Source organism: Oricola cellulosilytica, from assembly GCF_019966575.1.
GTDB lineage: Bacteria > Pseudomonadota > Alphaproteobacteria > Rhizobiales > Rhizobiaceae > Oricola > Oricola cellulosilytica.
In genome coordinates this window covers 148079-173951 of record NZ_JAINFK010000004.1, presented here as the reverse complement: position 1 = coordinate 173951, position 25873 = coordinate 148079, and the positions used below count along the sequence as shown (strand labels likewise).

Below are 25873 nucleotides of genomic sequence, written 5' to 3'. Positions count from 1 at the left end.
ACCTGCTTTTTTGCGCGGGCGACGCTGCTGCTTTACGCGCTCACGCCTCGGCGGCGGCGTCCTCGCCCAGCCACTGCTTTACCTTTTCGACCAGCGCGTCAGGGCTGATCGGCTTGGAAATGTAATCGTCCATGCCCGCCTCGAGGCAGCGGTCGCGGTCGCCCTTGAGCGCGTGCGCGGTGACGCCGATGATCGGCGTCCTGACGTCCGATTCCGCCTCGCGGTTGCGGATCGCGGATGTTGCCTCGAATCCGTTCATTTCCGGCATGGAGACATCCATGAGGATCAGCCGCGGCGGTTTGCGGGCGCTGGTGTCGACCGCCTGTCTGCCGTCGCCGACGATCTCGAAACGGTATCCGGCATCGAGCAGGATCTGCGAGAACAGAAGCTGGTTCACCTCGTTGTCCTCGGCGATCAGGATATCGAGCGGGCAGTCCGGCGCGCGCGTCGCCGAACTGCCGGCCGGACCTCCATCGGGGACGGCAAAAGACGCGGGGGGGAGGTTTTCTGCCCTGTCCGCGGCATGCGCACTCGCCGGGGCTATTGCATCAGCCCCCTCTGGCGAACGCGCGTCGCCTACGAGAGCGACAATCGCGTCGAGCAATTCGCTGGAGCGCGCCGGCTTCAGCAGGGCGGCGCCGATTCCGAGTTTGCGAACTTCCTCCGTGGAGATGGCCCGGTCCACCGAGGATAGCATTATGACCGGCAAATCGGCTTGCGCGGCGTCCGACCGAAGGGTCCGGACGAAATCCGCGCCGCTCATTTCCGGCATCTGGAGGTCGACGACGGCAGCATCGAAAGGCCGTCCGCCGGCGCTTGCCTCACGCAGGGCGGCAAGGCCCTGCTGCCCCGTCGGAACCGCAGCGGCGTCAAAGCCCCAGGCCGCCGTCTGTTCCATCAGAATGGAGCGGTTCACGGCATTGTCGTCGATCAGAAGTATGCGTGCGCCGCGGACATCGCCGGGCAATCGGACATGTCGAACCTGCCTGCCGTGTTTGGGCAGCTTCAGCGTGAACCAGAAGGTTGATCCATGGCCGACTTCGCTTTCGACGCCCAGCTTGCCATTCATAAGTTCGACGATCGATGCGGAGATCGCCAGGCCCAGGCCCGTTCCCTCGTGCCGGCGCGTCGCCGAGGTGTCGACCTGAGCGAACTTCTCGAAGATGTGGTCGAGCTTGTCCGCCGGGATACCGATGCCGGTGTCGGTTACCTTGACGGTAATTTCGCTCTTGTCGCCGCGATCAACGCCGCCCACGTCGACCAAGACGTGGCCGGAGTCGGTAAACTTGACGGCATTGGCGAGCAGGTTGCCAACCACCTGACGAATCCGGCCGACATCGCCAAGGTAGTTGTCGTGAAGCGCCGGATCGACGCGGACGATAAGTTCGATGTCCTTTTTCTGGGCGCGGGCCGTCATCAGCGTCGCGACGTCGGAGATCGCCTCGCGCAGGTCGAAGGGTTCGGGCTCCAGAGTCATCTGATCGGCGTCGATCTTGGAGAAATCCAGGATGTCATTGATGATGGTGAGGAGCGCGTTGCCGGATTTGATGATGACGTCGGCGAATATCCGCTGCTTGCTGTCGAGTTCCGTTCCCGCCAGCAATTCGGCCATACCGAGAACACCGTTCATCGGTGTGCGGATTTCGTGGCTCATATTCGCGAGGAACTCGGATTTCGCACGGTCGGCGGCTTCTGCCTTGCGCTGTGCCTCGCGAAGCGCTTCCTCGCGTTCCCTGAACTTGCTGATGTCCTCGATGCGAACGACGAGATAGTCATTCCCGTCCGCAAGTCGCTCGCGCGACTTGTAGGCCTTGGCTGCGAAGCGCGTGCCGTCGCCGCGAACGATCTCATGCTCGTGCGCACTGGTCTTGCCGGTCTGCATGACCTCGGCTTCGTAGCGCGTTGCTTCCTCCAGGAACTCCGGGTCAATGACCTGTTCGGCGGTACGGCCGACGATCGCCTCGGCCGGCTTGCCGAGAAGTTCCGCGAACGCGCGGTTGGTGGCGACGAACACTCCGCTGCGATCCTTGACCAATACCGGACTGGAGAGCTGGTCCAAGACGTTCTGGGCCAACTCGGCCTTCGCGCGGGCGGCGATGGCCTCGTTTTCGCGCGCCTTCAGTTCGTCGATGCTAGTGGTAATGCCGACAAGATATACCGATCCGTCGGAGCTTTTTGTCAGACTCTTGCGAGCGAGACGGTATCCAGTCGTGCCATCGGGATTGGTTCCCTGCTCCTCCATTTCTAGGACCTTGCCGGTCCTGAGCACCGTCCGGTCGGCTTCCATAAAGCGCAGGCCTTCTTCACCGAAGAAGTCGAAGTCGGTCTTGCCAATGGAATCGGAGAGGGAAGCGCCGGCGACGGTCTCCCAGCCCGAATTGGCATAGACGAGTCTGAGATCGGGGGTCTTGGCGTATACCGCAGCCGGGATTGCCTCGATGATGTTGCGATAAAGCTCGTTCTCGCGGAGTTGCTTTGCCAACGCGTCCTGCTGCCGCTTGAGGTCGGAAATGTCGATGCGAAGGCCGATGAAAAGACCGTCCCCGGTCTTCAGGTTCACGGCCTTCATCCATTTTCCGGCCTTCGGATTGCGCAGGGCCTCGAATTTCTTGACACGGTACTCTTCGAGCTTGCGGGCTTTCCACTGTTCCGGGTCGGTCTCGTAGAGGCTATCGAATTCGGGGTCGCCGGAATGCCGCCAGAGTCCCTGCGAATGCGCGTGCGCGACCGCCTCCTCCAAGGTTCGCCCCTGTTCCATGACGGGATTGAGTTCTGGCTGGTCCTCGCGGAGATTCCGGTTGGTCAGAACGAAGTTTTCATCCTTGTCGTAGACGACGATGCCGATGGGAACATTATCAAGGATGGTCTGCAGCAACTGGTAGGACCGCTCGATCTCCGATTTCGCGCTCTTCAGTTCGAGCGCGTGCGTCTTCAGTTCGGTGATGTCGGAAAGAATGCACACGATCATCCGGTTCGGCAGACGACGCGATTCCACGAGGCACCAGCGCCCGTCGGCGAATTGTTCCACGGTCTCGAAATGCGCCCGTTCATAGCGCGCCTCGTAGCGGGAAACCCGCTGTTCAAACTTGTCGGGCGGGAATTCGGAGGCACCGGCATCGTTGACGAAAATCTCGTGCGAAATGATCTCGCGAATCAGATCGCCCAGGGTCCGCCCCTTTCGGAAATGGTCGCGGATTGCCGGAAACATCTCCCGGATCGCCTTGTTGGCGAATGTCAGATTATCGTCCGCATCGAAGATTACGACGCCGGAACTGACGGCGTTTATGCTGGCGTCAATGATCGCGTTGAGCTTGGATTGCTCGGATCGGGCGAACTCGAGTTCTTCCATCACCCGGATCACACTGCTGATGTTCCGGCCGTTGCCCCGGTATCCGACAAACTCTCCGTCCTCGTAGCGGGGGAATCCGCTGATTGCCATCCAGAGATTGTCGTCGAACGGGGTCTTCAGCTTGTAGATGAAATCGCGGAACGGCTCGCGTTTTTGCAGAGCCTCGAGGTGCCGGGCAAACCGGGGATCGCCGTCGGAACTCTCCGCAATCATTTCCGCGCGTGACGCGCCGATTAGCTGGCCGGGCTCGAAGCCCATGATTTCGGTGACCGAGTCCGAGACGTAGGTGAAGCGATGCCGGGCGTCGGTTTCCCAGATCCAGTCGGAGTTGCTGGCGACGAAGGCTTTGTAATCCTCCAGGGTCGCGTCCTCGCGCAGATAGGCAGGCGCCCTGTCTTTTCCGTTGTTATACATCTCGCCCTCAGCCCACCGGCAAGAACGGCCGATGCGGCCGCCGTCGCCAGGTATGTCCGCGAACAATCGCAAAGAGTGGTGAATGGCGCGTTAACCATATGAAATGGCGCGAGAATTTCAGATCAACGATGTTCCTCAACGGAAGCATCGATGAGGGCCTTGTTGAAGTACCTCAAGGCGCGGACCTGGTTCGCCCAGCCGATGATCCTATCTGGAGCGCGCTCATCGACGACCGGAAGGCGGGTGTGCCCGCCCGCATCGAAGATGCGCAGGGCATGCTCCAGTGTATCCGTGGGTTTCAGGGTCGGCGTCTTGAGCTCGGGATCGACCACTTGCGGCCCGCCTTCCTCGTCGGGCATGTCCATGAAATCCATTACTTTTTTTGCGCGGGTGAGGCTGCGGTGCGGTCCCTCGTGGATGAACAGGCCGCGCATTTCCAATTGCCAGTGGAAATAGGAGTGGCCGTGGATCGCCTGGTTGATCCCGTAGGCGATGGCGACCGTGAGCAGGAGAGCGATGGAAAGGGCGTAGCCACCGGTCAGTTCGAAGACGATGACGGTGGTGGAGATCGGCGCTCCAATGACGGCACCGGCGACCGCCCCCATGCCGAGAATGGCGTAGAGCCCGCCACTGGACGCCAGGCCCGGAAACACCGAGCCGGCGATGAGGCCGAAAGCGCCGCCGGTCATCGCGCCGAGATAAAGCGATGGCGAAAAAACGCCGCCACCAAACCGCGAGGCCAGCGTGATTGCCGTGGCGACAGTCTTCATGACGATCAGCGACAACATCAGGAGCAGCGGCAACTGGTTCCAGAGTGCTTTGTCCGTCATCTCGTACCCGACACCGAGGATGTGCGGGAAGAATACACCGATCATGCCCACGGCCAGCCCACCGACAACCGGGCGGAAGAACAGTGGCATGGTGATGTTGCGGGCTACATAATCGCCCGCGACGAGCGCGAACTGGAACAGGATCGCCACGATGGCCGACACCACGCCGAGCAGGGCAAAAGCCGGAAACTCCCAATAGGACGTGATCTGGTAGTCGGGAACGATGAAGACCGTCGCCTCGTCGAACCAGAGCCGGGACAGCACGGTGCCTGCCGTCGAGGCGATCACGATCGGCACGAAGGAACGGAAGGCGTAGTGCTGGAGAATTACCTCGTGGGCGAACAGGACGCCCGCGATGGGCGCGTTGAACGACGCCGAGACGGCGCTGGCCACGCCGGCGGCGAGGAGGGTGCGCACGCACCACTCCGGCAGCTTACGGCGGTGGCTGAAGACGGAGGCAAGCGTAGCGCCGAGATGCACGACCGGGCCCTCCCGTCCGGCACTTGCGCCGAAACCGAGCGAGATCGCTGTGGTGAGCGCCGAGAGGATGCCATCACGAAAATCGAGCGGGCGTCCGGCGTGGGCCTTGGCCTCGATGACATCGGCCACGCCGCCGGTGCGCCGCGAACCGATCTGGTGGAGGAGCACACCGACGATTGCGCCGCCCGCAACCGGGGCGAGCAGGACCCAGTACCATTCGAGGTTCGCGATGGACGTGACCACGTCCTCTGAGCGCGTGCCGAGCCACAGCATCTGGAAGAGACCGATCGATTCGCGAAACAGGATGGCGGCAATGCCAACGGCGGCGCCGATGAGAAGCGACAGCGCCCAGATCTTCGGCTGGCCGGTCGACAGGAATGTCTCGATGTTCGGACGGACCCAGCTTGCGACAATGGCGGGAACGCGTTTGAGGGTCTCGATCATCGCTTACAGTTGCACAAGCCGGATACGGCGCATAATGATTTGCTCCAGTTCAAGCGTGGCATGGGGGAGACCGGGCCCGCAAGCGCGAATTGAAATGCGGAGGACGCGTTGGCACTGAGCGACATATCGGCGATGGCCCGCAACGAGACCGGGATCGCGCTTGCGCTCGACATTCTCAAGCAGCGATTCGGAGAGCGCTTCGCGACGGGCGACGCGCTACGCCAACAGCACGCCCACACCATGACGTATATCCCGGCACAGTTGCCAGACGGGGTAGTGTTCGCGCAAAGCGCCGACGAGGTGCAGGCGGCGGTCGAGGTCTGCGCGGAGCACAAGGTACCGATCGTGCCATTCGGGACGGGAACATCGCTGGAGGGCGGCGTCAACGCGCCGGGCGGCGGAATCAGCGTCGATGTCAGCCAGATGAATTCCGTTCTCAGGGTCAATCCGGAAGATCTTGACTGTACGGTTGAGCCGGGGGTCACCCGCAAGCAACTGAATGAGCATCTGCGCGATACCGGCCTGTTCTTTCCCATCGATCCGGGAGCCGATGCGAGCCTTGGCGGCATGGCCGCGACTCGCGCCTCGGGCACCAACGCGGTGCGCTACGGAACCATGCGGGACAACGTGATAGCGCTTGAGGCTGTGATGCCGAACGCGCGCAGGATCCGCACGGGAAAGCGGGCGCGAAAAAGTTCGGCGGGCTACGATTTAACCCGCCTGATGATCGGCTCGGAAGGAACGCTCGGTATCATCACCGCTCTGACGCTCAAATTGCAGGGAATTCCCCAGGCGATCTCGTCGGGCGTGTGTCCTTTCCCGACGGTGGATGCCGCGTGTCAAGCAGTGATCATGACGGTCCAGATGGGGCTTCCGGTGGCGCGAATCGAACTGGTCAATGCTCTGCAGATGCAGGCAATGATCAACTATTCAAAGCTCGAACTTCCGGTTTCGCCGTGCCTGTTCGTCGAGTTCCACGGAACCGACGCCGGCGTGAAGGAGCAGGCCGAGACATTCGGCGAGATCGCCGCGGAGCTTGGCGGGGGCGAATTCATCTGGTCTGTGCGGGAGGAAGAGCGTGCGAAGCTCTGGCAGGCCCGTCATGACGCCTACTGGGCGGTGCTCGGTCTGCGACCCGGCGCCAAGGCTCTCGCGACCGATGTGTGTGTCCCGATCTCGAAGCTTGCCCAATGCATTGCCGAGACCGAGGCCGATATCGAGGAGTCGGGGCTGATCGCGCCGATCGTCGGACATGCAGGCGACGGTAACTTCCATGTTTCGCCCCTGGTGAACGTTGATGACCCGGACGAGATCGCGGTTCTCGAACGGTTCGTCGAACGGCTCAATCTGCGAGCGCTGTCGATGGACGGAACCTGTACCGGTGAACACGGAATCGGACAGGGAAAGATGCGCTTTCTCGAACTCGAACTGGGCGGGGCCGTCGACGTGATGCGCGCGGTCAAGCGTGCGATCGATCCGGACAATATCATGAACCCGGGCAAGGTCTTCATCCTCTAGGTCAGAACCCCAAGGCGTCGCACCGCGGGCAGAGCCCGTCCGCGACCTGCTGGACGGCGAAAGTTAATTCTCATTCCGGTTGCGGGCAGGGCAGTTCCCTCTAAACTTGCGGTCCAAGATTCCCCGCCTCGAAGCGGGCGAATGCAATCGGATGCACGGAGCGAACGCTGACACGCTTGTTCGTCATCTTCGGCGGTCTGGTCGCGCTGGCGCTTATTGCGGCGCTGGTGGCACCGTATTTCATCAACTGGAGCGTTTACCGCGACCAGTTCGAGCGGGAAGCTTCGCGGCTGCTCGGCCAACCGGTGACGGTGGCAGGCGACGCGACCGCACGTCTGCTGCCGTTTCCGAAGGTAACATTCGAGGAAGTCAGAGTGGGTGGCCCCGATGCTCCGGTGCTGGTCGCCGACAGGTTTTCCATGGACGCTGAACTTGCGCCCTTCCTGCGGGGCGAAGTTCTGATCTACGACATGCGGGTCGAAAATCCCCGGATGACGGTGCGGCTGGGGGAAAACGGGCTTCCCGTCTGGCCCATTGCGGCTGGCGGTCCGGTCAGTCCGGCGCGGGTGACACTCGAAAAGGCGCGAATCGTCAACGGTTCGATCGAACTTGCGGACGAGGCGGCCGGCCGTACCTGGATGCTCACCGGACTGGATGCGACGGTTTCCGCGCAGAGTCTCTACGGACCTTTCAGACTTGACGGAGATGCCCGGCTAAACGGCATGCCGCTCAACCTGCGCTTGAGCACCGGCAATCTCAGCAAGGAAGGTTTCGGCCTGCGGACGGTGCTGGACCTGCCGAGGCAGGAAATCGAGATCACTGCGGATGGCAGGATCGCCGAACCGGATGACGGGCAGACTGGGCCCTATGCCGGCACATTCGCGATCCGCCCCCGCAGCGGAGAAGCTCCACGCTATCTGGTCGAGGGGGATTTCACAGCCTCACCACGCACTCTCGACATACAACAATACCGGGCAGAGTTCGGCGAGGCTGACGATCCGTACATCGTCACCGGTTCCGCCGGAATTTCCGGCGGGACCGACCCGCGCTACCGGCTCGACGTGCGGGGCAATCAAATCACCTTTCCGGAGGAAACGGTTGAGGAAGACGGGGAGGCAACGGCAGGCGCGGATTTCGCGACGGTCGCCGAGCGGCTTGCGGTCGCGCGTTCGGCGCTGACGGCACTGCCGTTCCCGCCCATTCCCGGAAGCATCGACATCGATCTTCCGGCGGTGATCGCCGGGGGAACCACAATTCGTGACATCCGTGTGATCGCCTCACCGAACGACCAGGACGGCGAAGCATCGGAAAGGAGCTGGAAGCTCTCGCGCCTGGAGGCACAGCTTCCCGGCCGGACGAAGGTAGAGGCCGACGGAGTCCTGCGGCTGCCAGTCAGCGATGACGGGGAAGGTGGTGACGGGACCCGCTTTGCCGGCAATCTGGTGCTGGCTTCGCAACAGCCGTCAGGCCTAGCGGTGTGGCTGACGGGGTCGGCGGACGAAGCGGTGCGTAAGCTTGATGCAGCCGGTTTTGCGGCAAAGGTCGAGATAACTCCGCTGCGCCAGACGGTCGAGGATCTCGAGGTCATTCTCGGACCGGCGCGCTTGCGCGGTTCGCTCGAAAGGGTGTCGGATCCGGTGCGCCGCTCCACGCTTGACGTCACGCTTGGCGGGGATGAACTGGATTACGCCACGCTCGAAGCTCTGGCGATCGTTTTCGTGGGCGAAGATGGCGTGCGTCGTTTCGCCGATCAGGACGTGGACCTAGCCCTCAAACTCACATCACCGGAAATCCGCGGCGTCCGTCTCGCCAGTCTCGACGCATCGATCCGCTCGCGCGGCGCGAAGACCGAAATCGACCGGCTGTCGATGACGGGCCTGTACGGCGCTTCCGTCTCCGCCACCGCGAGCCTCGAACGGCGCGAAGACGGTGTCCGGGGAACGCTCGACACGACAATTTTCGCCATGAACGGAGCCGAACTGCTGACCGGACTCGCGCAAAGGTTTCCTTCAGTCGAGATGATCGGTGCGGCCGGTGCGGTGGCGGCGCGCAATCCCGATGCATTCTCCGAAACGAGGCTCGATGTTGTTGGAACGGTCGATCAGAAGGCCGAATTGTCCGGGGAAGCCAGCCTGAGCGTGTCGGGTGCCTCTGGCGGAACCGGGATCTCTTTCACAAGCACGGCTACGGGTTCACTTTCGGATGCTGAGAAGATCAGGGTGATGGTGGATGCCGGCTTCGTAAACGGCGATGCCGAAACCCTGCTGCGGCAAACAGGCCTGGAGGCGATCACACTGGACGGGCTGGGGGGACTTTACGCGCGGCTCTCCGCGAACGGGAGCCTGTTCGACGGAATGAAGTCGACATTCTCGGTCGAGGGCAACGACATGTTCGCTCAACTCAATGGCGTGCTGACCTCGGATATACTTTCGACCGGATTCACGGGAACAGGAACCGTCGAGGCACGCGACATCGAGCCATGGGTGATGGCGCTCGGCTACAGCCTTCCCGGGATGGGGCTAGGGACTGCGACCGATCTGACCGCGGCGGTCTCGCATCGCGGGGGAAAGACCGTGCTGCATCAGGTCGAGGCGATTTTCGACGGAAATCGAGTGCGCGGCGATCTGACGGTCGACCGGAACGGAGGCGTGCCGGCAGTTCGCGGAGACCTGGCCTTAGACTATCTCAACGCCGTCAGGCTGTATGATATCGTCACCGGGAAACCGGGCGACCTCGGACTCGGCGGAGGGGAGGGTGCGGACAAGCGCCGTTTCGCCGCCCCCTATCTCTCCTTGCACGATATCGCCATCGGCCTGCGGGCGGAGGAGGTCGCCTTGCCCGCTGGGGCTACACTCAAAGCGCTCAGCGGGGATTTCACCTACGCGGCCGGGGCGATGGCGCTGAAGGAGTTCGAGGGCCGTTTTGCCGGTGGGCACGTCGGCGGGCGGGTCGAATTGCAGAACACCGGCGGCGAGTTGATCGCAAGCGGGCAGATCGCCATGAGCGGCGTGGAGGCGGCGTCGCTGCTGCCCTCGATCGACGGCGTCATCTCCGGAAAGGGCGATCTCACCTTGCAGGTGACGGGAAGCGGCCGGACCACCGGCGCGGTGGTATCGTCGATCGCGGGATCGGGGGTGCTTTCGACCGGTCCTCTGGAGGTTGCGGGTATTCGCGCGGACGGATTTGCGCCGATGGTCGCCGAAGCCGATGCGATTGGCTACGAAATTAGCGCCTCGGAGATCGAGGCGCTAGCAGAAGCTGCGTTCCTGACTGGCCGTGTGACGCTGCCGGCGGCAGACTACCCAATCCGCCTCTCAGACGGCATAGCGCGGATCACCAATGCGGCGATTTCGACCGGCCCGCTGTCGATTTCCGCCGATGCCAGCCTGGATCTGAAGTCCGGCGCGATCAGCGGCAATGCGCGCCTGGGTTACGATCCGGGCGAGGAGAGCGTGGCAGGTCCGCAGCCGGAAGTATCGCTCTCGTTCCAGGCTGCGGATGGCGGTTTCTCCGTGGAGCGCGATTTTGCCGCGGTGACGGGGTATCTGACTCAGAGGGCTCTCGAGCAGGAGCAAGCGCGGGTCGAGGCCTTGCAGGCGCGTCTTCTGGAAAAGCAGCGGCTGCGCCGGGAGGTACAGTATCTGCGGTACCGCACAAATGCATGGATCAGGGCGCGCGAGGAAGCCCGCTTGCGCGCCATTGCCGCCGAAAGGGCAGAACGTCTCGCCAACGATGCCGCGGTCCCGCCGGAAGCGGAGGATGCGGAAGAAGATGCGCTACTGCTCCAGGAACCGAAGAGCACGTCACCGAGCGCAATCCCCAAGGTGAGCAAGCCCTCCATAGAGATCCAAAGACTGCTGGATGTGCTGCCGGAGGCGCCCGGCACCGGAAACGGAACGCCGCAATTCAGGTTCGGTCAGTAGGTTTCGCGGACAGCCTGCCAGCCAGAGCCTCGTACAGGACATGTACCCGCAGCGCGGAGGAAAGGTTGGAGTCGCGCGGCTTGCGGCGGTCGACTTCGGCGATCAATGAGGCGAGTGAAAGCCCGGACCGTTCTGCCAGGTGCCGAAGACAATCCAGGAAGGGCGGCTCGATCGAAAAACTGGTCCGGTGGCCCGCAATGGTGATCGAGTGTTTGCGAACGGCCACGACGCGGAAAATTCCCGACGCGCTACTTGTTCTTGCGGAATGAATCCAGCGACACCACGTCGGCGCCGGGTTTGCCGTCGTCGTCGGTCTCCTCGTCGGCGGTTTCCTTCGCCGAAGCCGAAGACTTCTTCTTTTTCTTGCCGCCGGATTTATCCGGCGCGGAAATTTCCTCAATGGCGCTGGAATCGTTTCCCGCCATCGCGGGCCGCTCGCCGCTAACGTCAATCGGTTCAGCGTTCTCTACGTCGAACTCCAACTCGAAATTGACGGAGGGATCATAGAAGCCGCGGATCGCGGAATATGGGACGTGAAGCTTTTCCGGCACGTCCGAGAACGATAATCCCACGTCGAAGGCGGTCTCGGAGACCTCCAGTTCCCAGAACTGGTGCTGGAGCACGATCGTCATCTGCTCCGGGTACTGCTCGCGCATCCGGTTTGACACCTTGACGCCGGGTGCGCCGGTCACGAAGGTAATGAAGAAATGATGGTTCCCCGGCAGTCCCGTCTTGGCGACTTCCGACAACACTTTCCGGATCACGCCACGCAGCGCATTCTGCACCAGAATGTCATAGCGAATCATGTCCTCGGTCATCGGATACACGGTCCTTCGGCGCGCTTTTCGATCCGCCATGGTGTGCGTTTTTCGCGCTCCAAGGTCAAGGGGTTTGGGGGCGCCCAGCCGTGTCACTTTTTGCCGGGCCGATCCGACCGGGCGATTACTGGAAGGTTCGAAGGACAGGGGAACGGGGACAAAGTGAAGGCTTCTGTTGCCAGGTGCCTCCGAACCCCGCCTAGAGGGGCAAACCCCTAGGACTTAATTTGAAGCTGTCGCACCGCCATTAGGCAGCGAGACGTGCCTCTGCATAGTTGTCGTTTGCAACTACTGAATTGACCCGATAACGGTGGTATCATACCGGACAAAAGAACGATCTTTACACCCTCGTCGATCCTGTTTCGCCCCCATCACAAGCGGTTCGGCGGAACCGTTTATGGTGGAGGCGCCGGGTACCGCCCCCGGGTCCGAATGGTTTATTGCATCGCCAGTTTATTGTCATAGCCGGTTGCCCGGCACTTCCAGATATAGACACTTCGCGCCGCGATTTCAAAGGGGTCGGGTTGACTTTGGCCACCCTGTCACGATCATGCGCGAAACCGGGCGAGCACACCGGAATGGTGCCGCGGCGATCCCGGCCAAGGCGTACTTCCGGCTCGAGGGAGGATCTGCGGATGAGCGATTATCTCGACGATGTGAGGCGTTACGACGCGAACGCGGACCCGGCCGTGGTCGACAAGATCGTCAAGCATCTCGGGATCGCGCTGCGCAGTCGCGATTCCTCGCTGGTTTCTTGCTCCGATCCAGGCGAACTGGCGCGCGTGCGCCAGAAATGGTGCGGCAAGAAGCTCGGCAACAAGAATGAAGCGGCGTGTGACGAAGTTATCTCCAAGGTCTGCGGGCAGATGGGCGGCGATCGCGCAAAAAGCCGGGTGACCTTCTATTATCTCGTCGCCAAGCACTTGGGAAAGCTCTCGGACCTCTGAGTTTCGGTGACCCGGCGGCGCATTTCTGTGCGCTGCCGTGCGCGCGGCGTGGACGGCAAACGTGGAATCGTGTTTCTGATCGGTCATGAAGCAGTATCTCGATCTCATGCGTCACGTGCTGGAAAACGGCACCGATCGGGGCGACCGGACAGGCACCGGCACGCGTTCCGTGTTCGGCCACCAGATGCGGTTCGACCTGTCGGAGGGGTTTCCGCTGGTCACGACCAAGAAGCTGCATCTTCGCTCCATCATCTACGAGTTGCTGTGGTTCCTGCGCGGCGAGACCAACATTGCATGGTTGAAGGAAAACGGCGTCTCGATCTGGGATGACTGGGCCGACGAGAATGGCGATCTCGGGCCTGTCTACGGCTATCAGTGGCGTTCGTGGCCGGCGCCGGACGGCAGGCATATCGACCAGATCGCGAACCTCGTGGAGGGCATCCGGAGCAATCCGTTCTCGCGCCGGCATATCGTTTCGGCGTGGAATCCGGCGTTGGTGGACGAGATGGCGCTGCCCCCCTGCCACTGCCTCTTCCAGTTCTACGTCTCCGATGGCCGGCTTTCCTGCCAGCTCTACCAACGCTCAGGAGATATCTTTCTCGGCGTGCCGTTTAACATCGCCTCCTATGCGCTGCTGACCCACATGGTGGCGGAGGTGTGCGGATTGCAGCCGGGAGAGTTCGTGCACACGTTCGGCGATGCGCATCTCTACTCCAACCATTTCGAGCAGGCGAGGACCCAGCTTGCCCGCGAGCCGCGCCCGCTGCCGTTCCTGAAGATCAGGCGCAAGGTCGACGACCTGCTGGACTTCCGTTTTGAGGATTTCGAGATCGTCGGCTACGAACCGCACCCGCACATCAAGGCGGCGGTGGCGGTGTGACCGGCATCGATCCTGTGGTATCGATCGCCGTCGCGATGGCGGAAAACCGCGTGATCGGCCGGGATGGGGGGCTGCCTTGGCGGCTGTCATCCGACCTCAAGCGCTTCAAGGCGCTAACGATGGGAAGCCCGGTCATCATGGGACGCAAGACCTATGACAGCATAGGCAAGCCGCTGCCAGGACGGCTGAACATCGTCATCACGCGAAATGTCGACTGGGCGGCCGACGGCGTCATGCGGGTTGGCACTCTTGACGCGGCCATTGAACTCGCGACCGCGTATTTGGAAAGCGCTGAACCCGATCCGGCCGATCAGCAGGTGCCGCTCCCCAACGAAATCTTCGTCATCGGCGGCGGGCAGATCTTCGGACCCGCCATGGCACTGGCCGACAAGCTTTGCGTTACGCATGTGCTGGCGGAGATTGAGGGCGATACGTACTTTCCTGTCATCGATCCTGTCGTCTGGAAAGAGGTGTTGGGTGAGGACGTTCCGGCCGGCGAGAAGGACAGCCACGCGACGCGCTATGCGGTTTATGAGCGGCGGGCTGTGTAGCCTGCAATCTCATCGCGCCTGCAGCTCCGCCAGCAGTTCGGCGAGAAGCTGCATTCCGGCGCCCCAACCCTTGTCCAAGTTGGCGATCGCCGCAGAGAAACAGGCAATCTCGGCGTCGGTCGCTTCATGTGGCACCCAGGACAGGTGCAACCTCGTCTGACCGGCAGCTTCCCTGAAAGTCACAGTCGTCAGCAGGACAAGCGGCCAGTCAGCCATCATCGGATTGGCGACCACGTTCCAGTTCACGTCGCAATTTGAGTGCAGCCAGACCAGTCTTTCGGGCGGCGTCACCTCTGAATACTCCACCCGCTGATAATGGGAGTTGCCCCCCCATTTCATCTCGTTAAGCCAAAGTCCGCCGGGTTTCACCTCGAGGCGGTGGATGATTGTCTCCGCACCCGGACCATACCAGCGCGGAATGAGCTCCGGATCGGTCCAGGTTTTCCAGACCAGTTCACGCGGGGCGTCGAATACCCGCTCCAGTTTGTAGGTCGGCAGATCACTCATTCACCCCTCCCTTTGTCTCGGCGTTCTGTATTGCTTCCAACAGGCCATCGAGCTGATCGAAACTTGACGACCAGAACGTCCTGAATTCCTCGAGCCAGTTTACCGCATCGGCCATCGGTGCGGCCTTCAGCCGAGCTGGCCTGCGCTGCTTCTCAGTGTCCCGCTCGATCAATCCGGCGTGTTCCAGCACCTTAAGGTGCTTCGACACTGCCGGCTGACTCATTTCAAAGGGCGCGGCGATTTCATTTACCGATGCCTCGCCAGAGGCCAACCGGGAAAGTATTGCCCGACGGGTTGGATCAGCCAGCGCGGCAAACACCGCATCGAGGTCAGGAGGTTTAATATAACCAACTGGTTCCATAACTAATTGGTTATATGTAGTGTCTAATCATGTCAAGCTGCTTGTATGGAGTGACTGATGAAACGATTTGGCGACAGCTCACGATCCATGCGCCGCAGGTGCCATCTTGCTCTTCTTTAAGTTCCAGCCAAACAACGCCGCGAACGCGGCGAGCGCCATCAGGTTGATCCATACCGGTGCCGGCCAAAGTAGCGCGGCGCCGACTGCAAAAGTGGCGGCACGCTCGAAGATGTTGAGGCGAGCCTCCCAGTAGCCTTCGATGGCGGCCGCCACGGCCCACAAGCCGAATACCGCGAAGGCGAAGATGCGGAGCATTTCCGGCCAGTCGCCGGAGAGGAAGGGCGTGTAGGCGAAGAGCAGCGGAACAAAATAGAGTCCCTTTGCGGCCTTCCAGGCGGCGAACCCGGTTTTCATCGGCGGACTGCCGGCAATCGCAGCGCCCGTGAAGGCGGCGAGGCAGACCGGTGGTGTGACGTTGGAATCCTGCGAAAGCCAGAAGATGATCATGTGCGCCGACAAAAGGGCGGCGGCAAGCACCTCCGGCTGGAACGCCTGGTCGTAGAGAAGCGATAGGCTTTCGAGCGGCAGCGCCGCAATGATCGCGGAGGCTTCGTCGACCGGCATCGGCGCTGCCAGCGCCGCCAGCTTCTCCGGCACGGCAAGCATGAAGATCGCCTTCGCTGTTTCCGGCAATTGTCCGGAGGCGAGGATTTCGGTCAGCTGGCTCTGGAGGATGAGCTGGTAAAGCGCGGGGGCCGACAGTGTGCCGAGCACGATATAGGCCGCCGTGACCGGCAGGCCCATACCGAGAACGAGCGACGCGAGCGCGATCAGCACCATGGCGATGAGGAGCGAGCCCTGCGACCATGTCGAAATCATCAGCGAGAAGGTGTTGCCGATTCCGGCGGTGGTGATGACGTTGACGATCAGGCCCACGGCGGTCAGCAGGACGGCGGTCATGATCATGTTGCGGGCGCCGAGTTCCAGCGCCTCGACAATGCGGACAGGGCCCATGCGGTTCGGTGTCAGCCATGACGCCGCGACGCAGGCGAGGATCGCGTAGCCGGCGGCGTAGGTGGGGGTAAATCCGCGCACCAGCAGGACGATCAGCAACGCCACCGGGATGATGAAGGACGGGCCGCCGTCGCGGAACGTTTTCCAGATGCCGGGACCGTCTTCCTCCGCCAGCGCGGTCGCGTGCGAGCGCTTGGCCTCGATTCGCACGAAAAAGCCGACCGTCAGAAAATAGAGGATTGCGGGAAGCACGCTGACGGTAACGATCGTGGTGTAGGGGATCTGCGTGAACGAGGCCATGACGAAGGCGCCAGCGCCCATGATAGGCGGCATTAGCTGGCCCCCGGTCGATGCGGCGGCCTCGACGCCGCCCGCAAAGGTTGGGGGAAATCCGGCCCGTTTCATGAGCGGGATGGTAATGACGCCGGTCGAGGCGGTGTTGGCGACCGCCGAGCCGGAGATCGTTCCTGTCAGGCCGCTTGCCAGCACGGCGACAAATCCCGGCCCGCCGGTCATGCGCCCGGCGACTGCGCGGGAGACGTTGACGATGAAATCCCCCGCGCCAGATTTAAGGAGGAAAGCCCCGAACAGGATGAACATGAAGACGTAGGTCGAAGAAATGCGCGCGATGGTTCCAAACATCGCGTCATCACCGTAGAGCGCCCGGAACAGCACCGTCTCGGCGGAAAGCCCGCCGAAACGGAAGACGCCGGGAACGTATCTGCCCCACCAGACGATGTAGGTGAGCGCCAGCAGGATCAGGATCGGGATGATCAGGCCGGTGGTGCGGCGGGTGAATTCCAGTGCGCCGAGAATGCAGAGCGTTCCGGCGAGCCAGTCACTCCAAATCAGCCGGACCCCCCGGTCATAGATGGCGGTCTCGGCGTTGACCACGTAAATCGCCGCCGCCGCAACGGCGATTCCGAAACTGACGTCGACCACGCGCACGAAGCGGGCGCTGGCCCATTCGGCCGACACCACCGGAGAGACCAGTGCGCACAAAAGTACGAAACCGGCGAAGTGGAAGCCGTTCTGGGCGAGCGTCGACACGTTGCCGAACGAGTTCATCCAGATGTGGGCGAGCGATATGACTACGGCGATGACAAGGGTGACAAGCGCAAGTCCGCGCCGGTTCAGCCCCGGCGACCGGCTCTGGGTCAACGTCTCCGCGCGCAATGTCCGTCCCCCGTCTTGCGGCAGCAGGTCCGCGGAGCGGTCGTCCGCGGACCGTGAGATTTCGGCGCCAAGGCTGGTCGCCGGTGCTTTCCGCCGTTACTTGGCCATCAGGCGTTCGGGGATTTCCAGGCCCTGTTCCTTGTAATAGCGCGCTGCGCCTGGGTGCAGCGGTACCGGAAGACCGGCAATCGCCTTTTCAAGCGCCATCGCCTTGGTGGCCGGATGGATCGCCTGTAGGAACGGCAGGTTCTCGTACATGGTCTTGGTAATCAGGTAGACGTCCTCCTCCGGGAGGTCTGCATGGGTGGCGAGAAAGTTCGGTTGGGCGATGGTCGTGACGTCCTCGTCCACACCGGGATAGGTGCCGCCGGGGATGACGTATTCCGTCCAGAGGCCGCGGTCGCCGTCCGCCTTTTCCATTTGCTCGGGCGTGAAGGCGAGCAGCCTGACCTTGTCTCCGGCCGACGAGAAGAGTTGCGTGACGGCGCTGACGGGAACGCCCGCGGGTGTACCCATTCCGGCGGCCTTGCCGTTCTGTACCGCCTCCGCGCTTGGTCCGTACCCGCCATAGACCAGTTCGTAATCGTTATCGATGTCGATCCCGAAACCTGAAAGTATTGTGCGGTTGGAACCGATGGTTCCTGAATTCTGGCTGCCGAGGGCCATTGCCTCGCCCTTCAGGGCGACCATGTCCTCAATGGTTCCGGTCTGCGCCTTGTCGCTTGCGACAACGAAGTGCTCGACGTTTTGCCAAAGCATCGAGACCGCGCGCAGGTGTTCCTGCGGACCGTCGGCCTCTACCGGGCCGGTGCCGGACGCAGCGTAGAAACCGTAAAGGCCCTGGAGAATGGCGAACTGCGCCTCGCCATCACGTATGAGCTTGACGTTCTCGCCAGACCCCGCCGAGGAAATCGCCGACATGCCGATCTTTTCCTTCGGCTCCAGCTTGACCTTCGACAGCGTCGAGATTGCAACGCCAACCGGGTAGTAGGTGCCGCCGGTCGAAGCCGTCGCGAGGATGTAGTTGCGTGATTCCTGCGCCTGGACGCCAAACGAAGTGGTCGCCGCCACGGCGAGCGCCGCTGCGGCGGACAGGATAGTGCGTCGGGTCGATGTCGTCATAAAATTCCTCCCAGAATGACGATTTTCCGATGTCTAAATCCCCAAAGGGGACCGGACATGCCGGCGGCCATTGTTTACAAACCGCAAGGGGTTGCAAGCGGTTATCGCGAAATTTGGCGGAAGAACGAGGCTGGACGTGCGGTGTGGTGTCGCGGAAACCCTTGCTGCAACGTCGAAAAGGCGCAATTCGCGTTGAAAGCACTCCGTCACATTCCTATAACAGTCCTACGACTGATACCGCCGGATCGGGGTCCGGCGGTCTTTTACAATTCGAGAGGACGTGCATGCCCTGGAGCAATCAGAACGGCGGCGGAGGCCCTTGGGGGGGCGGCGGCAACAATGGCGGCGGCCCGTGGGGCCAAGGGCCTTCGGGTCCGCGCGGACCGCAGAGGCCAGGCGGACAGCCACCAGACCTCGAGGAGATCATCAAGAAGGGTCAGGACCGGCTGAAGCGCGCCATGCCCGGCGGTGGCGGCGCGAGTCCCGCATTCTTCGGCATTGTGGCCGTCGGTCTACTCATTCTCTACGGCATCCAGGCTTTCTACCAGGTCGATACCGACGAGCGCGCGGTCGAGCTGCTATTCGGCAAGCCGAAGGCCGAACTGTCCGAACCGGGCCTGCATTTCCACTTCTGGCCGATCGAAACGGTGGAAAAGGTGCAGATTGTCGAGAAGCAGATCGCGATCGGCACCGGCGGTCCGCGCCAAAGTTCCGGGCTGATGCTTTCCGGCGACCAGAACATCGTCGACGTGCAGTTCGCCGTTCTTTATTCGGTCATCGAACCGGCAGCATTCCTTTTCAACGTCGCCGCGCCCGACGAGATGGTGCGTCAGGTGGCGGAAAGCGCCATGCGCGAAATCGTCGGCCGGCGTCCGGCACAAGATGTGTTCCGCGACAATCGTGCGGCGATCGCCGACGAGGTTCGTTCATCGATGCAGGCGACACTCGATGACTATGGAGCCGGCATCCAGGTGAACACGGTGTCCATCGAGGACGCCGCGCCGCCCCGCGAAGTGGCCGACGCGTTCGAGGAGGTGCAGCGCGCTGAACAGAACGAGGACCAGTTCCGCGAGGAAGCCAACCAGTACTCAAACCAGAAGCTGGGCGAAGCCCGCGGTGAGGCGGCGCAGATACGCGAGGATGCGTCAGCATACGCGACGCGGGTCGTGCAGGAAGCCGAAGGTGAGGCGCAACGCTTCATCTCCATCTATGACCAGTACCGACTCGCTCCTGACGTGACGCGAAAGCGCCTGTTCCTCGAGACGATGGAAAATGTGCTGGCCGACTCCAACAAAATCATCCTGGACGAGGACGGAAACGGTCAAGGCGTCGTGCCGTACCTGCCGTTGCCGGAAGTGCAGAAACGCCGCACCCAGGACGGAGGCGCACAATAATGCTTAATTCCAATAGACTGACGCTGATCGGTATTTTGATCGCTGTCATCCTGATCACGATCTACGCCTCCGTCTTCGTCGTGAACGAACGCCAGCAGGCGATCGTGCTTCGGTTCGGCGAGATTCAGGACGTGAAGACCGAACCGGGCCTCTATTTCAAGGCACCTTTCGCATTCGCGGGCTTCGACAACGTGCAGATTATCGAAGACCGTTTGCTCCGGCTTGATCTCAGCGATCAACCTCCGCTGCAGGTTTCGGGGGGACGGTTCTACGAAGTCGACGCGTTCCTGACTTTCAAGATCACCGATGCGCGGCGTTTCCGCGAGCAGGTCTCCGGCGATCTGACTGCCGCGGCCGCCCGTCTGCGCACGCGTTTCGACGCGGCGCTTCGTCGGACTTACGGTCTGCGCAGCTTCGAGGCAGCATTGTCTGACGAGCGCGCGGAAATGATGCGGGAAGTGCGCGATCTGATCCGTCCGGATGCACAGTCGCTCGGGCTGACCGTGGAAGACGTGCGGATCGTTCGCACCGACCTGACGGCGGAAGTCTCGCAGCAGACCTTCGACCGGATGAAGGCGGAGCGTCTGGCGGAAGCCGAACGGATCAGGGCGCGGGGCCGCGAGACCGCCCGCCGCATTCGCGCCGTCGCCGACCGCCAGGTCATTGAAACGGTCGCCGAGGCGCAACGTGAATCCGAGATCCTTCGCGGTGAAGGCGATGCCGAGCGCAACCGCATCTTCGCCGATGCGTTCAACCGCGATCCGGAATTCTTCGAATTCTACCGGTCGATGGCTGCGTATCAAAAGGCGCTCGAGGATTCGGACACGACCATGGTGCTGTCGCCGAACTCGGAGTTCTTCCGGTTCTTCAAGAACGCGACGGGCACGTCATCCGCCGGCCCTTCAGCAGGCCTTCAAGGCGCAACTCAGGGCCAGCAGTAAGAGCTGCAATCCGCGATGAGCCTTTTTCTGACGGCCCTCGGTCTCGTTCTCGTGATCGAGGGCTTTCTCTACGGCGGCGTGCCGTCGTTTGCGAAACGCATGGCCGCGCTGCTGCAGGAGACGCCGGATGAAACCCTGCGCGTCGCAGGACTGCTGGCGGCGGTGGCGGGGCTCGGCCTGGTATGGCTCGGGCGTGCATTTTGACGAACGCCGTTTCAAAATGCGGCCATGCTTCTCAACTATGCGTGACCCGACTGTTGTGAACGGCCTCGCGCTCTTTAAGTATCAATGATGAAGACGGCGTTGGACGGCGGTCCGTGGACGCCCGGTCAAGTGGAGGAAGCCAGATGGCATCGCATTCAGTAGCGTCCGGAATTTGCCGTGGGGCGGTCAGCGCCGTTCTCGCCGCGGGAATCGTGATGGTACCGCCTACCATGGAAGCCGGTTTCGGCGGACAGGTTGCGGCGCAGGAGGGTCCCGCTTCGGTTGCCGAACTCTCCGAGCGCCTGATCGATTCTGTCGTCAACATTTCGACGTCGCAGTCCGTAGGCGGAGCGGACCGTAATGTGCCGCGTCCCAACCTTCCGGAGGGCTCTCCCTTCCAGGAGTTCTTCGATGAATTCTTCGAAAATCAACCCGATGGCCCCGGCGGTCCGCGAGGACCGCGTTCGCGCCAGGTGCAGTCTCTTGGCTCCGGTTTCGTGATCGACGCCGAAGGCATCGTCATCACCAACAATCATGTGATCGCCGATGCCGACGAGGTGAGCGTCAACTTCAACGATGGCACCAAGCTCGACGCGGAAATCATCGGCCGCGATGCGAAGACGGATATTGCCGTATTGAAAGTCGATCCTGGCGAGATGGAACTCAAGGCCGTCTCGTTTGGCGATTCAGACACCGCGCGGGTGGGCGACTGGGTGCTGGCAATCGGCAATCCGTTCGGTCTCGGCGGCACAGTTACGATCGGTATCGTTTCGGCGATCGGACGCGATATCAACTCGGGCCCCTACGACAATTTCATCCAGACCGACGCTGCCATCAACCGCGGCAATTCGGGTGGACCGCTGTTCAACATGAAGGGCGAGGTTATCGGCATCAACACTGCGATCATATCGCCCTCGGGCGGGTCGATTGGCATCGGCTTTTCGATCCCGGCGGAGCTGGCCGCCAACGTCATCGGGCAGCTTCGTGAGTTCGGCGAGACCCGGCGCGGCTGGCTCGGTGTGCGAATTCAGGCTGTCACGGACGAAATCGCTGAAAGTCTCGGCATGGATTCCGCCACGGGCGCGCTGGTCGCCGGCGTGGTCAAGGGGGGGCCGGTGGATGACGGCTCCATCGAGCCGGGCGATGTCATCATCGAGTTCGACGGCAAGGAAGTCACCAGCATGCGTGAACTGCCGCGCGTAGTTGCGGAAAGCCCGGTGGGCAAGGAAGTGGACGTGGTGGTGATCCGCAAAGGCGAACGCCAAGTCGTGCAGGTGACGCTCGGGCGGCTCGAGGATGGCGAGCAACTGGCGCTCGCCGAAGAGGAGGGCGGAGCCAACGGCGAGGCGGCCGGATTTGTCGAATTGTTCGGAATGACGCTGGCCGAACTCGACGACGAGCAGCGGGCGGCCTTCGAAATCGAGGAATCGGTCGAGGATGGCGTCGTGATCGTCCAGGTCGACCCGGATTCCGCAGCCGCGGAAAAGGGCATCCAGGCCGGTGAAGTGATCGTCGAGATCGCGCAGGAATCGGTCACCACCCCACAGGGAGCGGTCGATGCGATCGAGAAACTGAAGGGCGAGAACCGGCGCAACGCACTGTTCATGCTGTCGTCGCGCAGCGGCGAGTTGCGTTTCGTGACGATCCGTGTGGACTAAGTCTATCGGTCCCGAAAGCGGGAAGGGACGGGATTGCCAGCCTTCTGCTGTTTGCGCCACTCTTCCGCTGTGATGCGGTAGAGAACATGACGCTTCAAATGCGGATGGGTGTCGGGGACCCGAGGATGGTCGAAATCTCCCGACGCGTCGCGCCGCATTCCGAGCTGCTCCATAACGGCAGTCGAACGGCGATTATCCTGCGCGGCATACGAAACGATCTCCGGTAGTCCGAGATCAGCAAGTCCATAGCCGGTCCATTTCACGGCAGCCTCGGTCACATAACCCTTGCCCCAGTGGCGCTTGGCGAGCCGCCATCCAATCTCGACCGCTTTCGTCGGCAGATGTGGCTCGACATGGGCGAGTTGCAGGCCGCAAAATCCCAAGCATTCGCCGGAGGTGCGAAGTTCCATCGCATGAAACCCAAGTGTTGCGTCCGCATCCGCAACCCATTTGGCCAAAAGCTCATCGGCCTCCGGCCGCGTTCGCCGGAATACGAAAAACTCCATAACCTCCGGGTCTGAATTAATCTCGAAGAAGAGGTCGCCATCAGTATCCGTCCACGGCCTGAGAACGAGACGGTCAGTTTCCAGCCGGATCATCTGACGATTTCGCTATCGCGATAGCCCTGGAGGTACAACAGGGCCGTCAGATCGTTGTGGTCGATCCGGATTCCTGCCTGTGCCGCGACGGCTGGCTTGGCATGAAGCGCGACGCCGGCGCCCGCCATGGAGAGCATCGTCAGGTCGTTCGCACCGTCGCCAACCGCGATCACATCCGCGGGTTCGAGGCCGAGCCGCGCGGAGATCTCGGCCAACGCGTCGGCCTTTGCCTGCCGGCCGAGGATCGGCTCAGCGACCTCGCCTGTCAGGTGACCGTCCTTGCGAACAAGCCGGTTCGCTCTGTTCTCCTGAAAGCCGATCATCTCCGCGATGCGGCTGGTAAAGTCGACGAAGCCGCCGGAAACGAGGGCGCACCAGGCACCGTGCTTGCGCATGGTGCGGACCAGTTCCGGCCCGCCCGGCATGAGCGTGATCCGGTTTGCGATGACGGCGTCGATGGTGCTTGTCGGCAGGCCCTTTAGCAGCGCAACGCGTTCGCGAAGGGCCCCCTCGAACCCGATCTCGCCGTTCATGGCTCGTGCGGTGATGTCCGCGACGCGGGCGCCGACGCCGGCCTCGTCGGCGAGTTCGTCGATGCATTCCTGCTGGATCATGGTTGAATCCATGTCGGCAATCAGGAGTTTTTTGCGGCGGTTTTCCGCCGCGAGGAACTGCACCGCCGTGTCGATCTGCATGCCCGCAAGGTGACGCGCCAGGTCGCTTCGGAACGCGTGAACAGCCGCCTCGTCGAGAACCTGTCTTGACCAGACGTCCGCGGCGCGCTCGTCCGACAGCCAAGCGATCTCGGGGTCGGGCAGCAGAGATGCGACCATGCGCACCAGATCTGCGTCAAGAGTTGTGGCCGCCGGGTTGGCAATCAGGGTGACGATGGTGTTCATGGAACGGCTGCCTTCGGGGCCCGGATGAAAGATGGTGACGTATTGCAGAGAGACAAAAAGGATCGGCGCGCCGTCCTGATAGCGGGGCCAACGGCGAGCGGCAAGTCGGCCTTGGCCCTGGCGATCGCGGCCAGGTCGGGCGGCGTGATCGTCAACGCGGATTCCATGCAAGTCTACGAGGTGCTGAGGATTCTTACCGCGCGTCCCGGGCCCGAAGACATCGAAAAGGCGCCGCACCGGCTTTACGGACATGTCGATCCGGCGACCCCCTATTCGACGGGCCGCTGGCTTGAGGACCTGCAGGGTGTCATAGACGATCCCGCCATCGATGGCAGGCCGTTGATTTTCACTGGCGGAACAGGGCTCTACTTCCGGGCGCTGGAGCAGGGACTGTCGCCAATGCCGGCCATTCCGGTGGAGATCCGCGAAAGATGGCGAACACGGATGGCTGATGACGGGCCGGAGGCACTCCACGAAATACTGCGCGCCCGCGATGCGGCCGCCGCTGCGGCGATCCCCCCGCCTGACGGTCAGCGCATCGTGCGGGCACTGGAAGTGCTTGAAGCCTCCGGGATGTCCATTACAACTTTGCAGGCGCAGGCAGGCAAGGGACTGATCCGTTCGTGGAAGGTGGCACGCTATCTCGTCATGCCCGATCGCAAAGATGTCTATGCAAATATCGAAAAGCGGCTCGACGCCATGGTGGATCAAGGCGTGCTGGAAGAGGTAGCGGCGCTGCGCGCTCGGCAACTCGATCCGGCGCTTCCGGCCATGAAGGCGATCGGTGTGCGCGAATTCTCCGCCGTGCTCGAGGGGCGCATGACGATGGATGTTGCAATAGGGCAGGCGAAGACCGCCACCCGCCGATACGCCAAGCGGCAAATCACCTGGTTCCGCAATCAGCTGGGCGAAGACTGGCGCAAGGTGGGATCAGAATTCGCGGAGAAGGACTTCATTTGACGGATCGAGTTATTTAGCGGCCGAAATTAACGCACGGGAAATTCATCCCCGCTATTGTCGTCGAATCCATTGGCGGGCCGGTATGAAGTTCTATCGTTCGGAAATTGCATTTCTCATTTTTCTGTCCTTGCTGGTCGGGGCGGCGGCGTTCAGTTACCAGGCGCATGACGCAGTTCTGAGCCAAATGTCCGCGCGGCAAGGGGCGGCGGCAGGTCTCGATAGCGGGCTCTTCGCCGTGCGCGCGTCACTGACGCTCATTGCGATCGGGCTCCTTGCCGGATTCTTCTACTTTTATCCGCTCATCCGAGAGCAGGCGCGCGAGCGCGGCGAACTGCGCGAGATGACCGTGTCGCTGTCCGAAAAATCGGCGACATTCCAGCAGGCTGCGCTGACAGATCCGCTGACCGGTCTTCAGAATCGCCGCTACTTTGACGACGCGCTGGCGCAATACATGGAAGAGTTCGCGCGCATCGAGCGGCCGCTTGGCATCATGATCATCGACATCGATCACTTCAAGTCGATCAACGACACGCATGGCCACGATGTCGGCGACGAGGTGATCAAGTCTCTGGCGAAAACGGTTCTCGAATATACGCGGTATCATGACATCGCGGCGCGGATCGGCGGAGAGGAGTTCGCGGTGGTTGCGCCGAACTTGTCGATGGACGAACTGAACAGGCTCGCAAACCGCCTGCGGCTTGCAGTGGCGGAGCTGGCGATGAAGATCGGCAACGTAAGGTTGCGGATTACGGTTAGCATCGGCGTCGCGATCTGGGACGGCAAGGAAACGACTGCCAAACTCTACAAGCGCGCCGATTCCAATCTATACCAGGCGAAACGTGGGGGACGAAACCGGGTTTGCGCCTGACCGATCTGGGTCGGCC

The 25873-nt window shown here is 62.0% G+C and carries 21 protein-coding genes and 1 other RNA gene; 11 read left to right on the top strand and 11 right to left on the bottom strand.

Annotated elements, in window-relative coordinates; all coding sequences use genetic code 11:
* Nucleotides 1-40: 40 nt before the first annotated feature.
* Nucleotides 41-3763 (bottom strand): PAS domain-containing hybrid sensor histidine kinase/response regulator, encoded by a 3723-nt coding sequence (locus LC298_RS10895; RefSeq protein ID WP_131567035.1) that lies wholly within the window; start codon nucleotides 3761-3763, stop codon nucleotides 41-43.
* A gap of 122 nt (nucleotides 3764-3885) precedes the next feature.
* On the bottom strand, nucleotides 3886-5517 hold the full coding sequence (locus tag LC298_RS10890) for a chloride channel protein (RefSeq protein WP_131567032.1): 1632 nt from the start codon (nucleotides 5515-5517) through the stop codon (nucleotides 3886-3888).
* Nucleotides 5518-5625: 108 nt separating this feature from the next.
* Between LC298_RS10890 and LC298_RS10885 the strand changes: the two genes are divergently transcribed.
* Complete coding sequence (locus tag LC298_RS10885) at nucleotides 5626-7035, top strand: FAD-binding oxidoreductase (protein WP_131567029.1); 1410 nt, start codon at nucleotides 5626-5628, stop codon at nucleotides 7033-7035.
* 176 nt (nucleotides 7036-7211) lie between these two features.
* Nucleotides 7212-10958 carry an AsmA family protein gene (locus LC298_RS10880; protein ID WP_131567026.1) on the top strand — a complete coding sequence of 1249 codons (3747 nt, stop codon included), beginning with the start codon at nucleotides 7212-7214 and terminating at the stop codon, nucleotides 10956-10958.
* Here LC298_RS10880 and LC298_RS10875 read toward each other — a convergent pair.
* From LC298_RS10875 to ssrA, 3 genes are all read right to left on the bottom strand, one after another.
* Nucleotides 10942-11184 (bottom strand): ribbon-helix-helix domain-containing protein, encoded by a 243-nt coding sequence (locus LC298_RS10875; protein WP_131567023.1) that lies wholly within the window; start codon nucleotides 11182-11184, stop codon nucleotides 10942-10944. The two genes, LC298_RS10880 and LC298_RS10875, sit on opposite strands and share 17 nt — an antisense overlap.
* 22 nt (nucleotides 11185-11206) lie before the next feature.
* Nucleotides 11207-11776: an SspB family protein gene (locus LC298_RS10870; RefSeq protein WP_131567019.1), complete on the bottom strand. Its 570-nt coding sequence runs from the start codon at nucleotides 11774-11776 to the stop codon at nucleotides 11207-11209.
* Between the two features lie 161 nt (nucleotides 11777-11937).
* Nucleotides 11938-12294: a transfer-messenger RNA gene (gene ssrA / locus LC298_RS10865) on the bottom strand.
* 117 nt (nucleotides 12295-12411) lie between these two features.
* Here ssrA and LC298_RS10860 point away from each other — a divergent pair.
* From LC298_RS10860 to LC298_RS10850, 3 genes are all read left to right on the top strand, one after another.
* Complete coding sequence (locus LC298_RS10860) at nucleotides 12412-12723, top strand: DUF2853 family protein (protein WP_131567016.1); 312 nt, start codon at nucleotides 12412-12414, stop codon at nucleotides 12721-12723.
* An 85-nt stretch (nucleotides 12724-12808) separates the two neighbouring features.
* Nucleotides 12809-13603, top strand: a complete 795-nt coding sequence (locus LC298_RS10855) for a thymidylate synthase (RefSeq protein ID WP_131567013.1) — start codon at nucleotides 12809-12811, stop codon at nucleotides 13601-13603.
* 35 nt (nucleotides 13604-13638) lie between these two features.
* A complete protein-coding gene (locus LC298_RS10850) occupies nucleotides 13639-14154 on the top strand; it encodes a dihydrofolate reductase (protein ID WP_428977539.1) in 516 nt (171 codons plus the stop codon).
* A 9-nt stretch (nucleotides 14155-14163) separates the two neighbouring features.
* On the opposite strand, the gene LC298_RS10845 is transcribed toward LC298_RS10850, so the two are convergent.
* The 4 genes from LC298_RS10845 to LC298_RS10830 all read right to left on the bottom strand — a co-directional run bounded on the left by LC298_RS10845 (nucleotide 14164) and on the right by LC298_RS10830 (nucleotide 18334).
* A complete protein-coding gene (locus LC298_RS10845) occupies nucleotides 14164-14661 on the bottom strand; it encodes an SRPBCC family protein (RefSeq protein ID WP_131567007.1) in 498 nt (165 codons plus the stop codon).
* Nucleotides 14654-15022, bottom strand: a complete 369-nt coding sequence (locus tag LC298_RS10840) for an ArsR/SmtB family transcription factor (protein ID WP_131567004.1) — start codon at nucleotides 15020-15022, stop codon at nucleotides 14654-14656. Before LC298_RS10840 ends, LC298_RS10845 begins: the two co-directional genes overlap by 8 nt.
* 78 nt (nucleotides 15023-15100) lie before the next feature.
* Entirely contained in the window at nucleotides 15101-17197 is a 2097-nt protein-coding gene (locus tag LC298_RS10835; RefSeq protein ID WP_199223223.1) for a TRAP transporter permease, read from the bottom strand.
* Nucleotides 17198-17308: 111 nt separating this feature from the next.
* The gene (locus tag LC298_RS10830; RefSeq protein ID WP_131567001.1) at nucleotides 17309-18334 is read right to left on the bottom strand and encodes a TAXI family TRAP transporter solute-binding subunit; all 1026 of its coding nucleotides are present in this window, start codon (nucleotides 18332-18334) and stop codon (nucleotides 17309-17311) included.
* Nucleotides 18335-18618: 284 nt separating this feature from the next.
* On the opposite strand from LC298_RS10830, the gene hflK reads away from it, so the two are divergent.
* The 4 genes from hflK to LC298_RS10810 all read left to right on the top strand — a co-directional run bounded on the left by hflK (nucleotide 18619) and on the right by LC298_RS10810 (nucleotide 22531).
* Entirely contained in the window at nucleotides 18619-19728 is a 1110-nt protein-coding gene (gene hflK, locus LC298_RS10825; RefSeq protein ID WP_131566998.1) for an FtsH protease activity modulator HflK, read from the top strand.
* The gene (gene hflC / locus LC298_RS10820) at nucleotides 19728-20669 is read left to right on the top strand and encodes a protease modulator HflC (protein WP_131566995.1); all 942 of its coding nucleotides are present in this window, start codon (nucleotides 19728-19730) and stop codon (nucleotides 20667-20669) included. The genes hflK and hflC overlap by 1 nt, the downstream gene beginning before the upstream one ends.
* A 15-nt stretch (nucleotides 20670-20684) precedes the next feature.
* Nucleotides 20685-20873 (top strand): DUF2065 domain-containing protein, encoded by a 189-nt coding sequence (locus LC298_RS10815; RefSeq protein WP_131566992.1) that lies wholly within the window; start codon nucleotides 20685-20687, stop codon nucleotides 20871-20873.
* A 143-nt stretch (nucleotides 20874-21016) separates the two neighbouring features.
* Nucleotides 21017-22531 (top strand): Do family serine endopeptidase, encoded by a 1515-nt coding sequence (locus LC298_RS10810; RefSeq protein WP_199223222.1) that lies wholly within the window; start codon nucleotides 21017-21019, stop codon nucleotides 22529-22531.
* A 2-nt stretch (nucleotides 22532-22533) separates the two neighbouring features.
* On the opposite strand, the gene LC298_RS10805 is transcribed toward LC298_RS10810, so the two are convergent.
* A complete protein-coding gene (locus LC298_RS10805; RefSeq protein ID WP_131566989.1) occupies nucleotides 22534-23130 on the bottom strand; it encodes a GNAT family N-acetyltransferase in 597 nt (198 codons plus the stop codon).
* Nucleotides 23127-24029, bottom strand: a complete 903-nt coding sequence (gene serB / locus LC298_RS10800; RefSeq protein WP_131566986.1) for a phosphoserine phosphatase SerB — start codon at nucleotides 24027-24029, stop codon at nucleotides 23127-23129. The genes LC298_RS10805 and serB overlap by 4 nt, the downstream gene beginning before the upstream one ends.
* 24 nt (nucleotides 24030-24053) lie before the next feature.
* Between serB and miaA the strand changes: the two genes are divergently transcribed.
* Both miaA and LC298_RS10790 read left to right on the top strand, forming a co-directional pair.
* On the top strand, nucleotides 24054-24989 hold the full coding sequence (gene miaA / locus LC298_RS10795; RefSeq protein ID WP_131566984.1) for a tRNA (adenosine(37)-N6)-dimethylallyltransferase MiaA: 936 nt from the start codon (nucleotides 24054-24056) through the stop codon (nucleotides 24987-24989).
* A gap of 82 nt (nucleotides 24990-25071) precedes the next feature.
* Complete coding sequence (locus tag LC298_RS10790; RefSeq protein WP_131566981.1) at nucleotides 25072-25857, top strand: GGDEF domain-containing protein; 786 nt, start codon at nucleotides 25072-25074, stop codon at nucleotides 25855-25857.
* Nucleotides 25858-25873 lie beyond the last annotated feature (16 nt).

Excerpts from the sequence above, each read along its gene's own strand:
- LC298_RS10845 (WP_131567007.1), bottom strand. The coding sequence starts at position 14,661 with ATGAGTGATCTGCCGACCTACAAACTGGAGCGGGTATTCGACGCCCCG.
- LC298_RS10855 (WP_131567013.1), top strand. The coding sequence starts at position 12,809 with ATGAAGCAGTATCTCGATCTCATGCGTCACGTGCTGGAAAACGGCACC.
- LC298_RS10830 (WP_131567001.1), bottom strand. The coding sequence starts at position 18,334 with ATGACGACATCGACCCGACGCACTATCCTGTCCGCCGCAGCGGCGCTC.
- serB (WP_131566986.1), bottom strand. The coding sequence starts at position 24,029 with ATGAACACCATCGTCACCCTGATTGCCAACCCGGCGGCCACAACTCTT.
- LC298_RS10805 (WP_131566989.1), bottom strand. The coding sequence starts at position 23,130 with ATGATCCGGCTGGAAACTGACCGTCTCGTTCTCAGGCCGTGGACGGAT.
- LC298_RS10860 (WP_131567016.1), top strand. The coding sequence starts at position 12,412 with ATGAGCGATTATCTCGACGATGTGAGGCGTTACGACGCGAACGCGGAC.
- LC298_RS10840 (WP_131567004.1), bottom strand. The coding sequence starts at position 15,022 with ATGGAACCAGTTGGTTATATTAAACCTCCTGACCTCGATGCGGTGTTT.
- LC298_RS10790 (WP_131566981.1), top strand. The coding sequence starts at position 25,072 with ATGAAGTTCTATCGTTCGGAAATTGCATTTCTCATTTTTCTGTCCTTG.
- miaA (WP_131566984.1), top strand. The coding sequence starts at position 24,054 with ATGAAAGATGGTGACGTATTGCAGAGAGACAAAAAGGATCGGCGCGCC.
- LC298_RS10895 (WP_131567035.1), bottom strand. The coding sequence starts at position 3,763 with ATGTATAACAACGGAAAAGACAGGGCGCCTGCCTATCTGCGCGAGGAC.
- hflC (WP_131566995.1), top strand. The coding sequence starts at position 19,728 with ATGCTTAATTCCAATAGACTGACGCTGATCGGTATTTTGATCGCTGTC.
- hflK (WP_131566998.1), top strand. The coding sequence starts at position 18,619 with ATGCCCTGGAGCAATCAGAACGGCGGCGGAGGCCCTTGGGGGGGCGGC.
- LC298_RS10810 (WP_199223222.1), top strand. The coding sequence starts at position 21,017 with ATGGCATCGCATTCAGTAGCGTCCGGAATTTGCCGTGGGGCGGTCAGC.
- LC298_RS10815 (WP_131566992.1), top strand. The coding sequence starts at position 20,685 with ATGAGCCTTTTTCTGACGGCCCTCGGTCTCGTTCTCGTGATCGAGGGC.
- LC298_RS10890 (WP_131567032.1), bottom strand. The coding sequence starts at position 5,517 with ATGATCGAGACCCTCAAACGCGTTCCCGCCATTGTCGCAAGCTGGGTC.
- LC298_RS10870 (WP_131567019.1), bottom strand. The coding sequence starts at position 11,776 with ATGACCGAGGACATGATTCGCTATGACATTCTGGTGCAGAATGCGCTG.
- LC298_RS10850 (WP_428977539.1), top strand. The coding sequence starts at position 13,639 with ATGGCGGAAAACCGCGTGATCGGCCGGGATGGGGGGCTGCCTTGGCGG.